Annotated in this window: 13 protein-coding genes; 6 read left to right on the forward strand and 7 right to left on the reverse strand. The window is 46.0% G+C overall.

From position 1 onward, the window contains the following. Positions 1-47 precede the first annotated feature (47 nt). The 4 genes from TA_RS04650 to TA_RS04665 are packed head-to-tail and all read left to right on the forward strand — an operon-like array spanning position 48 to position 4,117. Complete coding sequence (locus tag TA_RS04650; RefSeq protein ID WP_048161855.1) at positions 48-1,298, forward strand: type II/IV secretion system ATPase subunit; 1,251 nt, start codon at positions 48-50, stop codon at positions 1,296-1,298. A gap of 4 nt (positions 1,299-1,302) precedes the next feature. Next, a complete protein-coding gene (locus TA_RS04655; RefSeq protein ID WP_048161858.1) occupies positions 1,303-2,145 on the forward strand; it encodes a type II secretion system F family protein in 843 nt (280 codons plus the stop codon). Continuing rightward, complete coding sequence (locus TA_RS04660; RefSeq protein ID WP_083808319.1) at positions 2,142-2,882, forward strand: type II secretion system F family protein; 741 nt, start codon at positions 2,142-2,144, stop codon at positions 2,880-2,882. Before TA_RS04655 ends, TA_RS04660 begins: the two co-directional genes overlap by 4 nt. Continuing rightward, complete coding sequence (locus tag TA_RS04665) at positions 2,879-4,117, forward strand: type II/IV secretion system ATPase subunit (RefSeq protein WP_048161859.1); 1,239 nt, start codon at positions 2,879-2,881, stop codon at positions 4,115-4,117. The genes TA_RS04660 and TA_RS04665 overlap by 4 nt, the downstream gene beginning before the upstream one ends. A gap of 24 nt (positions 4,118-4,141) precedes the next feature. Here the strand turns inward: TA_RS04665 and TA_RS04670 are convergent, their stop codons facing one another. The 3 genes from TA_RS04670 to TA_RS04680 form a co-directional block, all read right to left on the reverse strand. Continuing rightward, positions 4,142-5,290, reverse strand: a complete 1,149-nt coding sequence (locus TA_RS04670) for a redox-regulated ATPase YchF (protein ID WP_010901315.1) — start codon at positions 5,288-5,290, stop codon at positions 4,142-4,144. A gap of 60 nt (positions 5,291-5,350) precedes the next feature. Then, the gene (locus tag TA_RS04675; protein WP_010901316.1) at positions 5,351-6,967 is read right to left on the reverse strand and encodes a B12-binding domain-containing radical SAM protein; all 1,617 of its coding nucleotides are present in this window, start codon (positions 6,965-6,967) and stop codon (positions 5,351-5,353) included. A 299-nt stretch (positions 6,968-7,266) separates the two neighbouring features. Beyond that, a complete protein-coding gene (locus TA_RS04680; RefSeq protein WP_010901317.1) occupies positions 7,267-9,657 on the reverse strand; it encodes a DNA-directed DNA polymerase in 2,391 nt (796 codons plus the stop codon). Positions 9,658-9,754: 97 nt separating this feature from the next. Between TA_RS04680 and TA_RS04685 the strand changes: the two genes are divergently transcribed. Beyond that, a complete protein-coding gene (locus tag TA_RS04685) occupies positions 9,755-10,648 on the forward strand; it encodes a mechanosensitive ion channel family protein (RefSeq protein WP_010901318.1) in 894 nt (297 codons plus the stop codon). A 12-nt stretch (positions 10,649-10,660) separates the two neighbouring features. Here the strand turns inward: TA_RS04685 and TA_RS04690 are convergent, their stop codons facing one another. From TA_RS04690 to albA, 3 genes are all read right to left on the reverse strand, one after another. Further along, the gene (locus tag TA_RS04690) at positions 10,661-11,428 is read right to left on the reverse strand and encodes a translation initiation factor eIF-2B alpha/beta/delta subunit family protein (RefSeq protein WP_156778513.1); all 768 of its coding nucleotides are present in this window, start codon (positions 11,426-11,428) and stop codon (positions 10,661-10,663) included. A 34-nt stretch (positions 11,429-11,462) separates the two neighbouring features. Then, positions 11,463-12,275 (reverse strand): aldose 1-epimerase, encoded by an 813-nt coding sequence (locus tag TA_RS04695; protein WP_241761804.1) that lies wholly within the window; start codon positions 12,273-12,275, stop codon positions 11,463-11,465. Between the two features lie 266 nt (positions 12,276-12,541). After that, positions 12,542-12,811: a DNA-binding protein Alba gene (gene albA, locus TA_RS04700; RefSeq protein ID WP_010901321.1), complete on the reverse strand. Its 270-nt coding sequence runs from the start codon at positions 12,809-12,811 to the stop codon at positions 12,542-12,544. A 219-nt stretch (positions 12,812-13,030) separates the two neighbouring features. Here albA and TA_RS04705 point away from each other — a divergent pair, with 219 nt between their 5' ends. Further along, a complete protein-coding gene (locus TA_RS04705) occupies positions 13,031-13,729 on the forward strand; it encodes an SDR family oxidoreductase (RefSeq protein WP_048161862.1) in 699 nt (232 codons plus the stop codon). Positions 13,730-13,743: 14 nt separating this feature from the next. Here TA_RS04705 and TA_RS04710 read toward each other — a convergent pair whose 3' ends face one another. Further along, on the reverse strand, positions 13,744-14,877 hold the full coding sequence (locus TA_RS04710) for an MFS transporter (protein WP_010901323.1): 1,134 nt from the start codon (positions 14,875-14,877) through the stop codon (positions 13,744-13,746). Positions 14,878-14,911 lie beyond the last annotated feature (34 nt).

Genomic DNA, 14,911 nt, shown 5'->3' on the forward strand with positions numbered 1-14,911 from the left:
TTGTCAATCGCATAAAGTTTAAAATCAGCCGCACGGGATTTCATTTCGTGCAGGCCCAGTATCGCACTCAGGAAGGTGTACATTATGATATAGAATCCAGCGGCTACATGCGCGTGACCGAGCCGGAGATGGATCAGAACCTGAGAGATGCGATCAGGATGGTTATAAATGAGCTTACATCGTCCTCTGGAGAGGTTTCGCAGTGGACTCTCCGTGAGATAACGGCCCGATACAGGAATCTCTACAGGATAAAGGATCCATTTGTTCTTGATTACTATATAAATAGGTATATGTCTGGCCTGAGGAGTGTTTATCCACTTTATATAAACGATGCCATTGAAAGAATAATGTCGAATGGCTATGACAGACCAGTGATCGTGCAGTACAACGGGAAGTATTACGAAACCAATATAACGCTCAAGCGTGAGGATCTTGATTCAATAGCCATAAGGGTGTCGCAGATGATGGGGAAAAAGATATCGAGCGGCAGCCCCATAGCTTATGGTAACCTTCAGAACTTCAGATCGATTGTGACCTTCGGCGATGACGTAACGCCCTTCGGTTCCTCCTTGTACCTTGAGCGGAGGCATGTTGTTGCCGATCCAGAGGCCATGTCAAGCATGAAGGATCCGATGGTCTCTGCATACCTGATCATGGCTCTGGAAAATATGAGATCGATCATGATCATAGGCCCGGATAGCCCTATGAAAATAGCGATAATATACCATCTCATACGCATGATTGGATCTGAAAAAAAGATAGCGTACATCGGTGAAAACGGCAGGTTCGACTTTCCAAGAAACATAGTTTACATGATGCCCAGAGAAAGGACAGTTTTCAGCAGCGAGATCAGCCGCACAGATCTCATAAACACTGCACTGAGGCAGAGGCCGGATTTCATCGTCGTCAACGGGCTGACAGCCAGAGAGTTGCCCGCTGCGGTGCAGGCAATAACCACTGGCCATCCTACATTATCTTCCATGGATATCGATAGCATAGAGAATTTCTCATCCCTGTTCTCGGATCCATCCACAGGGCTTTCGAAGGACATGATCAGCCTTTTCGACGTGGTTATTGAAATAGCGGATAACGGGGAATACGTTAAGGCGATATACGAGTATGACAGGCTTGAGGGGCAAGAGGTGCTGTACAATGTACCCTTCTCCGCTGACAGGAAAAGGAAGCTCGTTTTCAGTGGATATAGCGGCATATTCCGAAGAATGTCGAAGGTCATAGGAGAGGATAGCTTCAGGCAGGCACTGGAGAACAGGATGAAGGAACTTGATGGGGGTGCCTGATCATATGATCAAATCGGCCAATATCAAGACGGCTGTAGATAGCAGCGTATCCAGGATAATACCGAGATCCACCGTGAAGAAATATGAGGATCTCATGGTCAGGGCCAGAATGAATGCTGGAGCCCTGACCTATCTCATATCAGCTTACGAATACGCAATCTCCGGCGCGGTGATCGTCATCCTGGCCGGTGTGCTTTCATACGTATTTGCGCATTCAATATGGATAATAATTTTGTCCATATCGTTTCTAATATATGCCGTTGCCCTGTACTACCTCTTCACGCTGCCCGAGATAAGGGTGAAATCCATCAAATCAAATATAGAACATGTGATGCCAGATGCACTTGCCGTTGCCTATGGCCTGTCGCTTTCAGGCGTGCCTGCAGACACCATGATCAGCGAGCTGGCCGGCATAAAGGAGCTTGGCGAATTCGCGAAGGAATCCCAGAGAGTGAATTCCTTTATGTACGCAATGGGCTATGATTTCCTCAGCGCTCTTGAACGCAGCGAGAAGGTCAGCGCTTCTCCGGATTTCTCTAGATTCGTGGCCGGCATAAGATTATCGATAATACTGAACTCAGATCTGACGGCTTTTCTCAGAGACAGACTTGATTACTACGTGAGAGTTCAGGAAAATAAGTCGAAGTTGTCGCTGGATTCCCTGGGCCTGGCAGCAGAAAGCTATGTTGCGGTGGCCATTGCGTTTCCCATATTGCTCTATCTCACCGGATCCATAATATCCATAAAGAACAGCTCCGTTCTGTTCTTCGTTCTTTCTATGATGGTTCTTGTGGTATCGGCTGCGGTTATGGGCTACTTTACAGAAAGGATAAGGAGGGAAGTATGAACAGAGGCATATATTCAGCGTTGATCGCCATGGTAGGACTCATAATCGGTGGTGTTTTTAAGAACTTCGTCCTTATAGGCATATTCTTAGTTTCCGCGGTTCTGGTATTCATAGGATCTGGATACACGGAGAAGGCGAAGACAGCCGAGATCAAGAACCTGCAGGTACCATCGCTGGTCAGGGATCTGTCAGGTTACTCCAGTTATGGCCTTTCCCTCTATTCGGTGCTTCGCATGATAAAAAACGAAGATCTCGGCCCGATAAAGGAAGAGGTTGACAAGGCCATGGCCATGATGAAGAACGGCAATACGATAGAGGAGGTTTCTCAGTACCTGCAGAAGAATTCTTCACCGGACCTGGCGCTTGTGTCGGCTGTGCTCAAGAACGCTGACAACACCGGAAGGGCAGGTGAAACACTGCAGTTCCTGTCCACGTACATGAATGAGAGATCGACAAATCACAAGAACGTTACGCAGACATCAGAAAATTACGTGGGCCTTGTAATAGGCTCATTCCTCATATTCGTTCTGGTCATGGTTGTGGTGGATTTCTATTTCCTGAAGTCAAACGGACATGCAATGGTGCTGCTCTCCTCGGTGATCATGATGGTTCAGTCCTATGTGACTGGCTTCTACCTGGGCCTGGTCAGATACGACAGCCTGATATCCGGAACGTTCTATGCAGGCATTCTGAGTCTCATTACAGGTTTTCTCCTTGTGGTGGCGGGTTCGCTATGAACATCTACGAAGTTAGCGGAAAATACCCCGACGATGTGGCCATAATGGGCCTTCGGTATCTAAGCAGTGCGCACGAGATTTCGCTTGATGAGTTTGCTGCCCAGAACGGCATAGACGCGATCACGAAGAACCAGATCGAAAAATTCGCAGATGATTATGTGAACAGAATGGGCAAGATACAGCCCCTGATAGATGATCCGGACATAGAGGATATAACGGTTCTGCCTGAAAACTACGTATACATCTATCACAGATCCATGGGCAGCATGCGCACTAACATCTTCTTCACGGAGTATGAAGCCGGAAGATTCGCTAGGCATCTGGCACAGAGATCCGGCAAGACACTCTCCGTCTACAACCCCATCGTGGACATTTCGCAGGGAAACCTGAGGATAAACATCGTTCATCATGATGTATCCAGGCCCACGATATCGATAAGGAAGCTCAGGTCGAATCCATTCAACCCTGTGAACCTCATCGGCAATGGAACAGCATCAGCGGATGTCATGGCCTATCTCTGGGAAGCCATACAGGCAAGGCTCAACATACTGATAACGGGATCAACGGCCAGCGGGAAAACAACACTTTTGAACGCGATTGCGATGTTTATTGATCCGCTTCTCAACGTTGTACTGGTGGAGGATACCCATGAACTTTCACTGCCGGGAAAGAACATATTTTACATGCAGCCCAGGCCAGGTGTCAGCGGCCTCTCCATCCGGGATCTTTTGGATGTAATAACCTACAGGAATCCTGATTATCTCATCGCCGGTGAGATAAGGGGACCAGATATAGATGCATTCTTCAACTACCTCGCGTCCGGCAGAAAGGGTATGACCACGGTACATTCAGGTGGTCCGGCCAGCCTGATGAGAAGGCTCAGATCTCCGCCAAACTCCATTCCAGATTCAAGCCTCATGAACGTGGACATCATCGTTGAGATGAGAAACGATATGAAGCGTTATATTGGTAAGGTCTCAGAGGTTCGCATGGATGACGGCCTTCTTCTGAACAACGTCTATGAATACAATGACGGAGCGTACGAGATGTCTGGCATAAGCTATATCGTAAAAAAGATCGCGGATATTAGAGGAATTCCAGAAGCTTACATAGAGGATAGGATAAGAAAGAAACGGGATTTTCTTGCAAATCTGAACTCTACGATGGGATCGGAAGAGTTCCTTCTGTCTGTATCGAGATTCTCTGCAGACGAAGGTGAAGGGCAGGAAAGCTGATGTTTCTGAAATGCGAAGATCCGATCACTTCTTTGATATTATCTTTATAACATCCGAATCCTTCAGCACGTAATCCTTTCCAAGCACCATCTTAGTTCGCCCGTTGATGGCCCTTATGAACCCTTCGCCTATATCCGTGTGCACCCTGAATGCCAGATCCAGCGCAGTGGATCCCTGTATCATAACATAGGCATCTGGAAGCACATTTCCGGCCTTATCCGTCCATTTATTTTCATCGTAAACCGGATAAACGACGATGTAATGGAGCGTATCTTTAACTACTTTCTCTATCAGGTCGTGTATCCTTATGACGTCCGGTGTCCTGAACCATCTGTCGATCATCGCCAGCGCATCCCTCTGCTTCTGATTTCCACCGGTAATATTGAAGCCTGTGAGAACCGAATCTATCAGGCCTGCGTTTCTCGCACGCTTTACAGCGAGTTCGTATTCTGCAGAGACAACGTAAATATCCGGTATCGACACCTTTATCTTTCCTATGGTGTTTGCATCGATCTTATCCCCCTTGTTTCCCGCGTATATTATTGGCTTGGCATGCTTGAGTATGGCTGAGGCCAGGTTGTATGCATCATCCATCGTCCATATGCTGAGCCGTGCGGGAAAGAATTCCGTCTCAAGTATCTCATAGATCTTCTTCTCTGATACTCCGAAGAGTGCCAGCTTCCGCCTGAGGGCGACCTCGCGCCTTTCGCCGGCAGCCTCACTGCGCCTGCTGAAATGTTCCCAATCAGAATAGATCCTGTCCGCAAACCATTTTCGGATCTCATCAGTAACCAGGGTTATGCTCTTCCTTATTTCGTCAACCGACCCGGAGGATACGTCAACTATGAGCACTATTGCGTCAACATCCCTGATGGCATCCATGAACTCGTTGCCCATGCCGCGGCCCTCGCTGGCACCCTCAATCAGACCAGGGACGTCTATGACCTGCACTGGCACATGCCTTATCCCGTTCTCGCAGTATCCCTCCCTTGGGTTGCACCTGGCGCCTATCTCTGTATCCGGACACTTTACGGTGAAGAACGTCATGCCAAGATTCGGTTTGACCGTTGTGAATGGAAAGTCACCGATCTCGGCCTCGTTCTGCGTTGCGGCTGAAAAAAACGTTGACTTACCCACATTTGGCTCTCCAACGAGGCCGATCTTAACTGACATAACGGCAGATTTCTTCTTTAAAAATAAAGGTTTTCAGGGAACTGCAAAAAGAGTGATTTTTCAGTTGGTCGTTGGAACCGCCGATTTTCTTTCGGCCCGGCTCTTGAAACCAAGCGTTGCAAGATAGTAAACGGTTTTCGCGAAGCCGGCGAAGTTGTCGAATTCAACCTTTGCATATTTTTCCGTCGCTTTACCCTTCGTTTCGCCAAGTTCTTTGAATATCCCCTCTATGCCGGAGAACACACGCTGGTTCATATTCCTGACCACCCACTGTATTATCGGATTTCTCATCTCGCTTGTCAGGTAGGGGAACAGATCCTTCGTCACCTTTATAGAGTGTTTCCAGGAGATGTAGAGTATGTCCCAGTATTTCTTCGGTATTGTATCGATCCATGGGAATTCGTTGCCCTTAAGCCTGCTTGCTGTCATAGGTATAACTGGGAGCGGGAATATCCATGCCTTCAGATCGAGGTCTATCATACGCTCGACGAGCTTTATGCTTTCTTCGATGTCCTCATCCGTCTCGTCCGGATATCCTATTGTCATTGTATAGCATGGATGGATGTGGTTGTCCACCATTATGCCCGTGGCGTCTATTATCACGTCGCCCCAGTCATGAGGCGTCCATGGGAACGGTTTTCCCCGCATGTATTTCGATATTATGCGTTCGCTGCCACTTTCAAGGCCTACGACAGGTGCTTCTGCAGGGTACTTATCATATTCAGCTATCTCAGCTATAGCTTCGACGGTTTTTGGGCTTGATTTTGCCCCAGGCGCGGAAATATGCGGAAAGTAGATATGAGTGGCGCCCATCTTCTTTACAGTCGTGAAGAGGTTGACAAGCGCCTCATGGTTGACCTGCAGCTTCTTCGATCCATAAAGCATTATGTCGTCTGTCAAAAGCTCTATGCCCGTTATCCCGTGATCTATGTTGAGCTGTACCTCCTTCACTATATCCTCGATCGGTATGGATCTGAATGTTTCAGGTGTTATCGAACAGAACTGGCAGCCTCTTGGGCAACCGCGGGTTATCTGAACCTCACCGAACCTGGAAGGTTTTATTATCGTGGGGATCTCCTCAACCTTCGGCATGCGCCCATAGGTCACCTTTGGTATCGGTTCATTTTTCTCCATTTTCCTGACCAGTTCTGGAAAATCTATCTCTGCCTCACCATCCAATACGGCGTCCACCCAATCAGGCATGTCCATTGCTACCTGCCAGGCTCCCGGGCCGCCAACTATGACCTTGAAACCGTACTTTGCCTTGAGTTTTCTTACTTTTTCACCTAGCTCCCTGAAAAACTTGGCTGTCCAGCTGTCACCGCCACCGAATATCATAGTGAGCTTTGTGGATACCGGACTCAAAGCATATGGATCATGCACATTTACTCCAAGTACTTTCGTGCTAGCATCCACGGTCTTTTCCAGGTACTCTGGAGGGGATACAACCACAGATATGCCCTTGGATGCAAGTATGGCCTCTACCTTCCTAAGACCGTATGGAGCTGTGACGGCTTCGCCGTTATCATAGGCCTTTATCGGCGGTGTGAAGAAGCGGTCCATGAAGAAACGTGGAACAAGCCTTGCAGGAAGGCATGCAACATATCCCAGAGGAGATGAACCATTGTAATCCGTGAAGGTGCCTCTATCAGATGTTAAGACAACTTCCCAGGACATAAGTTAATAATACATTAAAATATTTAAACGTTGCCAATTTTATTAAGATAATGAAAAGATAGTTTGATCGTGCTAATAAATAGCCAAATAATCTTCACTCCTAAATCTTTTATAGTTATATTTACCAATAATTTAAAGATATTGTCAAGAAATATGTGAAATTTATCCATTCTTTTCAATTTTTGTGAACAATCCAAATTTAATTATAGTTCAGATTCGGAATTCAAACCATCTTACAAAGTCAGAATACGAATGCATCGGATTGGCAGACAGTAGAAATGTCCCTCATGGCAAGCATATCAGAAGAAGCTATCCAATGTGCTGTTCTTGCGCGGTTCCTTGTTCACTGGCTTAGCTTCATCCGAAGACGATCCAAAGCTTTCCAAGCTTGCAGTCTTCTGACCCTGCCCCAGATCGGTGCGGAACACATCTATAACCCTGCCAAGCGTTTCGGATAATCTCCTAGCATAGTAATCCCAGTCCGGCTTGACGTTCAGATCCCTACCATATATATATGGTTCTACCTCCTGAGGGGTACGCTTGCCATTGGTGACGATCCACGAAACTTTCATACCTGGGACGAAGGTTTCACCCATATCTATCAGCTTCTTTGCAGCCCTGATATTGGCGAGCGATTCCTGATTGGCCCTGTAGCTTTGGAAATCCTTTACAGTTCTGGATATCACGAGGCTATCGATATCTATCGAAGGATCGCCGGCCCTGACCTTCTTTATCAGGTCATCTGCGTATTTTATCGCTCCATCTATATCTCTGTTGAGGATGAAGTCTATGACCTTTGACAATGCTTGGCTCTGCAGATCGAATGAATCGGTTCTGCGAACTTCGTATCCCTTTATGACTATTTCACCCTTCATGTCATCCGGATAAACGCATCTTCCAGCGTATCGCTTCTTTGCCCCGTGGGAGAAGAACGGATCCAGCACCATCTGAAAATCCAGCGTGAGACCCTGTTCCCTAGAAAGCCTTTCACTCAGATCTTTTCCCCTCTTTATAGCATCCTCGGCCGATCCAGCTCCAGATTCAACGAAAACACTATCCGTATCTCCATATATGACCCTGTAATGTGCGGATTCAAGAGTTGAAATTATGCCTTTTATTGTTTCCCTGGCAAATGCCGTGATCGCACTTCCGATCTTGTGATCTGTGAATCTGTAGAACGAAGATGCTAGCACACCGTAGAATGTGTTCATAAGCACCTTTATTGCGTTCTGAATTCCGTCATAAAATTCGCGTTCATCCTTCGTCTTTGCGGCCTTCATCCGCCTCTTGACTTCATCCCTGTCGGCCATCAGCTCCTGCAGTATTCTTGGTATCAGGCCCTTCTTCTTTTCAGGAGATAGGAAACGCACCCCGTTTGGGGACAGTATCTCACCGTTAGGATCAAGCGTTGTGAAGCAGACATTGTACTTTATTATCATGGATGGATACATGCTCTTGAAGTCCAGGACTATCACGTTTGAGTAGAGCCCTGCACCTATGCTATGCACATATCCGCCCTGTATCTCCTCGGTTTTGATCTCGTGCTGGTTCATTGGAACGCCTATATTTTCTCTGTCAGCAGCTCTGATAAGTATTGAATCAACGTAATTGCTGGTGCCGACGTTTGCAACATCGTCAAGGGGCAGCTTTGTGACCGAAGACATGTACATCAGCCTGTTCATTACCATCAGCTTTTCAAAAATACGTAGTGTAAGATCGGCATCCTTTATACAGTAAGCTATGACCTCTTCACGTCTTTTCTTCCATTCATCCTCTATGTGAAGCCTGTCTATGTTATCCTTGCCCTCGCCAAGAAGCATGTTCGCCACGTAATCTAGGGATTCATGCTTCGGATGGAGTATCCTCTTGACGCTCCACCATGTATCGCTTATCAGGCGTCCGTGGACACGCCAGAACTGGTTCATTATTCTCCTTGGAATGGAACCATCTCTGCCTATCTCTAGCTTTATCCCATACCTGTCCATCCTCTTCTTTATCACAGGTATATCGTATCCATCTATGTTGTAGCCAGTGATAACATCCGGATCCTCCGCCCTTATCAGATCGACAAAACTGCGGAGTATATCCTGCTCTTCACCGGATAATGATCCGGTCACGGTCTTCCCCTGAAAGCTGACGGAATATCCTATCACCAGTATCTTTCCGTAATCTTCCACATTCTCCCGGTTGATCTCATTCTCGACATCAAAGCTGAGAACCTTCAGATTTGGATTGAAATCGTTTACGTTCTCTATCCGGTCTGCCCGAATGACTATATCTGTGGTGAAGGATGTTTCTCTGTCGGATATGTTTTCTCCGATTATCTTTACGCAGGATCCAAGATCCAGATCGTAGATGAAGCGATGGTGGAATGGTATATCTGCGGCGAGAACTTCAAAGGGACATTTCTCCCGGTATTCTGGAACCTTCCAAGGAGATCTTATGTATATCCTCTTGACGTTTTCGTATTTGCCCCTAATCCAGAGCCTTTTATCTTCCATCTTTACAAATTCGGGATCATTCTGGATCACTTTCAGGTACGCCTCATCCGGCTCAACAACATCATAATAAGGCCTGAATCCAAAATATAGTGCTGCTACGGATTCCCCCTCCCGAGTTCTGCCGAAGAGTTCAACGGCCACATCGCTCTGCCTATAAGATGCAGAGACGATCCTTATCTCTACCTCCATGTTATCACAACATGCCTTACTTATTTATTACTGATCGCTTTTTACATCCTCAAAAATGTTTACCAAAGTATTTTAAATGATAGAATAATGTGAAACCGTGGACAGAGGGAAGGCAAGATCCATTGCAGTTTATGTGATAATACTTGGAGCCGTTATGGTGGCACTGCTTGCGCTGCTCTACGTGATAAGCCTGTTTCACATAGTTCCACTGAAATTCTCTCACGTACTTTATGCAATAGTCATAGGTGTGATAATTTATGCTATTGTCAAGGTAGTGGTGAAGTATTTTGAGAGATTCTTCGCCGCTCATAAGGAATACAGGCATCTGAAATATGTGACGTTCATAATAAGCCTTGTTGGGTATTTCATAATAGCCCTTGCCGTCCTGGCTTCCCTGGGTATAGATGTTTCTTCTGTTATACTTGGATCGGCATTTATAAGTGCAGTGATAGGCCTCGCTGCACAGACAGTCCTTTCCAATATCTTTGGTGGCCTTTTCATCTCTGTTGTGAGGCCATTCAACGTTGGCGATCATGTTATAATAAACACATGGCAATACGGTGCGTCCTTGCCATCTTATCCTCCGAAATATTTTTCAAGGGACTTCATGGAAGCCTCCATGTACAGGGGCATAATATTCGACATCTCAATGAATTACACCACCATCGTGCTTGAATCTGGGGATACGGTGAAGATACCCAATGGCATAATGGTGCAGGCGGCCATAACTATAAGAAAGGGCATGGTAACCGTTCAGGCGAGATATGAGGTTCCAAAAAGCGTACCATTCGAGAACGTTGCAGAAAAGCTGAAGCAGGAGATCCTCTCGGATCATGACGCAAAGAATCTCTCTGTATTCATCGATGAAAGCACGCTGAACACTTACATAATGCTCATCAGAGGGGATTTTCCAGGTGAAGATGCCGATTTGATCAGGAGCTCAATTATAAAGAAGGCCATGGAGATCGTAGAACCTATGAAGGCCCACTGAAGGAGCCTTACCTCAGCGGCGCCCCCTGATCATACCGTTGTCGCTAAAATATGCAGAAACATAATCTGCTGGCGTTTTTTCAAAATACGAGTTCAGGCACTTCCCATCGTAGCCCAACTCGGAGCATGGATGCTGCACGAATTCAGGATAGGTTTTATATTCGTAACCCTGTTCGAACTTCATGGACATCGTTAGTGAATAAAATGGTTTTTTTAGATCTCTAGCACAAATTGCCAATGGAAATGTGCCGACTTTATGTACCAACGCGAGATCCGAGAGGACAGAATCCGAACCAACCAGAACTGCATCGCTCTTTGACACCGCAAGACACATCTCGGCATCGGTAATCAGATATACATCCTTTCCAGATTCGGACAGAGATTTTGCCATTATGCGTCCTTCCAGCATTGGGCGGCTTTCAAGAACATAAATCCTGTTCGCCTCACTTGAAGATAAAAACTCCTTTACATTGTGGCTATTGCTCATGGTAGTAATGACTTGCGCGTTTATCGATCTTATGGCGTTACTTATCGCCGTTCGCTCCTGTGCAAGTATGTGCAACCTGAAATCCTCCGGCGATAAATTTGGCTCTGACAGCGCAAGTTTTGCCGCGTTTCTTACCAAAGCCATCCCAACGAAGCTGTTCTGTATAATTTTAGAATAGTTCTCATCAGGATATCTATGCAGAAAAGAAAATACTTTGACCGCAAGATCCACGGATCCAGAGGTATTGTCGCTGAGTATATTGTTTAAATCCTCAGATCCTTCCTTCGCAGACATATATTCACCTGCAACATTAAATTCTATCTTCAGATCACACAATATCTATTGAATATCCGAATTTCATCGTGTCGCCAGGATTTAAAAGCCTCAAACCGATGCCGTTGTTGAAAGAGTCAACTGCAGACATCATCGGTTCAATTGCAACCGAAGAGCCTGCTGAATATCTACCATTGTATATCACGAAGAAAGGCATATTGTTCCTAGTGATCTTCAGCCTGGAATATCCTACATCTACGATTATGTCTGAATCGGCAAAGAACTGATTGTCATAGGCATTCAAGTAGCTGATATCACCGAAAGTCATTCTGTCCATCTTCCCTGTTGGAAATGGGCCATCGTATTCCATGATCCATGCGGTTTCGGGCTTGATGATGGCCCATTTATTCTTGTAGACAAAATATGGATGGAATCCTGCTGCTATTGGAGACCGCTTAACGCCCTTATTTATAACGGTGACTTCGCATCGATATGATGTTTCATCGACGCTATGCGATATCCTTACTGAAAGATCTGATGGGTATGCCTCACCGCCGGCTATGCTGGTTTCCATCGTAATTGATTCCTCTTCTCTGCTTATCACACTGAAGTTTTTATCGAGTACCAGGCCGTGTATGCTGTTCTTTCCCTCATTGTTGGGAAGCCTGTATTCAACGCCATCCATGACGTATCTTGCATCTTTCACCCTGTTTGCATATGGAAACAGAAAGGCAGATCCGAAATGCGTCGGAGATCCATCGTACGAATGAAGGAGAATATCCAGTCCATCAATCTGGAGCGAATCCATGTGAGATCCAATTTCCGATATCGATGCCCTGCTCTTGCCAGATACTATTTGAAGAGACACAGATAAGTCAGCGCTGGGTTGAATATAACATTTGTTGAAACCACAGGGATTCAAAATCTGCATGAATTATAATTTGAAAATAGATATAGCCATTAAGAAATGATGATCGTATGCAATTGTTCATGATGTTAAACGATCGAATGCAACCTAGGCGAATAAGCCATGCGTTTTAAGTTACCCCTTTGAACTGTATGTAGTTTTAACAAACTAAAGCAAAGGGAACAGGAAGGTAAACAAATTTAAATAAAACATATCTGCCACGCGATTCAGCGTGACAGCGTGATTTCTATGGATGAAACGTTTGAACTGCCCCTCTCACCCTGGAGAGTTTCAGTGTCAAGTTTTATTTCCTCGTATTTTGCGTCTGGAATGAATTTATGCCTTGTGATCTCTGCTACATCCACTGCCTTACTGATCGTCTTTCCACGCGCCTTTATGATTATCTTATTGGCGTTGTTGTTGAACTGGGTGACCACTGCAAGCACGTAGTTCATTGTCGGTTTCTTTCCTACAAAGATTATGTTCTCCTCTGCCATTTTTGATCACTACTGATACGGATTTCTGCTTAATATATAACAGTATCGCAAAACAAAATTACAACCATGAACATGGTAAACAAAATATCGGTATAATGAGCGCAGAATCCTACAGGGATATGCATACCGCTGCCAAGCCACAAACTCTAATCGCTTTGCATCTGTAGTTAGCTATGGACGATACGCAACCGATATATTCCGTTCCTGTTATCGTCTATCATGGCAAATATGAATGCGATAATCATTGGAGCTAGCGAAACATTTGGCTTTTTTGCCGCCAAGGATCTCTTGCACCAGGGATTTCATGTCACGATCAATGCCAGGAATGAAGAAAAGCTGTCCTCAATGAAGGCTGATCTTGCAAAGGAAGGGTACATAGAATTCGTGGCAGGCGACATATCACAAGAATACACATTGAAAACCATAAGGGATCACTACAAAGAATCCAAGATAAATGCCCTGATAATGGGTCTTGGCGGCTATGCGCCTGACAATATATCAGATCCGAAGGGAATTATGAAGATGTTCGAGGACAATGTAATGCGCCCATTCACGACTCTTTCAAAATTCATCGATCTCATGGCAACCCCTTCATCAGTCGTCTTCATGAGCAGTGTGTATTCCGTTTCAATCGTATCGGAAAATTCCCTTTCCTATTCCGGAAGCAAGGCGGCACTCAACAGGATGGTTGCCTCTGCCGCAAAATCGCTACTTAAAAACAGGATCCGGGTTAACGCAGTCGTCACCACATCGATGGACGACAAATCGCACTCAGAGAGGAATATTTATTTCAATCCGGGAAAGCAATCCATCGATCCTGAACTTGTAGCGATGGTTGTTGGTTTCCTAGCAGGCGAAAGATCCCTGGGCATCACCGGATCCGTCATAGTAGTAGATCAGGGATTCTCCCTTCGATGAATAGGACAAACGGATCACTCCTGCACCGGCCTGTAAAGGAGGAAATAGGACATCGCCCCTGAGGCTAGCAGCAGAGCTGAAACGATTATAGTCCCGGCCATGGCATATTTTGCGGTTATCAGCACAGATCCTAGGAATACAGGTATAACCGCGACGCCTGCATTGGTCGCAACGCTGAACATTGCCGTTGAAAAACCGGCTTCTTCCGGCTTTGGAGAATAATAGGTCACAGATGTCATTGCCATGGACCAGTAGGCGTTTCCGAAGAAACCAAAGAAGAAATATGAGAGCCCAGTCAGGGCAAGAATCTTCATGAACTCCAGGGATACCGTCATGAAGACTCCAAACAAAAAGGCAAGGGAACCTGTCAGGATGATGCCGAATCTCAGGATCTGGCCTTTGCCGAATAATGGGGGAAGAATCATGGCTCCTAATGCCGAACCAAGGAATGTTAGGCCGCCAAACAACCCACCCGCCTCCAGAGCCTCCGATTCGCTGAACCCATGCATGAGAAGAACGCTTGATGCAATGCTTCCAAACATGACGGAGATCGCAGATATTGTCAGGCCCACGTACCAATTTTTTATCATGCCTGCCTTGAACAGCCCCTTTAAGCGGCGTGGGGTATAGTAGCTTGGGAATTCCTTCATGAAAAACAGCAGCAAGACCATAAGGACGAATGCGGCAATCGCTGGCAATTCCAGCGTAATATCCAAAGGTATAGCAATCATTATGTATGGTGTTATTAGGGCACCGAAGGCCATTCCTAAAAAGAGCGATCCAACGCTGAGTCCTATAAGAGTGTGGCTTCTGGATCTGCCGAATACCTCTGCTATGCTTCCGACAGGCGCCATGGCAAGTGGATATCCTACAGCAGCAATAAGAGAGAAAATCAGAAATGGAAGATAAGTATGGAATATTGGCCTGAAGGCAAGGCCGATGAAGGTGAGGATGGCAGAAGCTATAACAGAATTCCCCACTTTACCACGGAATGATAGGTAACCGGCCACAAGGCCAAATGCAACCATGGCATATCCGTATGAGGACACTATTAAAAGCAGGGCAGAGGGCGATGATCTGGTTACAGAGATAAGATCTGGAATGATGGGTGCGATCATGAACCATCCGAATCCTATGAAGAAAAGCAATGCAAGGTAAAGACCGAATATTCTAACAGTTTTC

It is taken from the genome of Thermoplasma acidophilum DSM 1728, from assembly GCF_000195915.1.
In the GTDB taxonomy this organism is placed as follows: domain Archaea; phylum Thermoplasmatota; class Thermoplasmata; order Thermoplasmatales; family Thermoplasmataceae; genus Thermoplasma; species Thermoplasma acidophilum.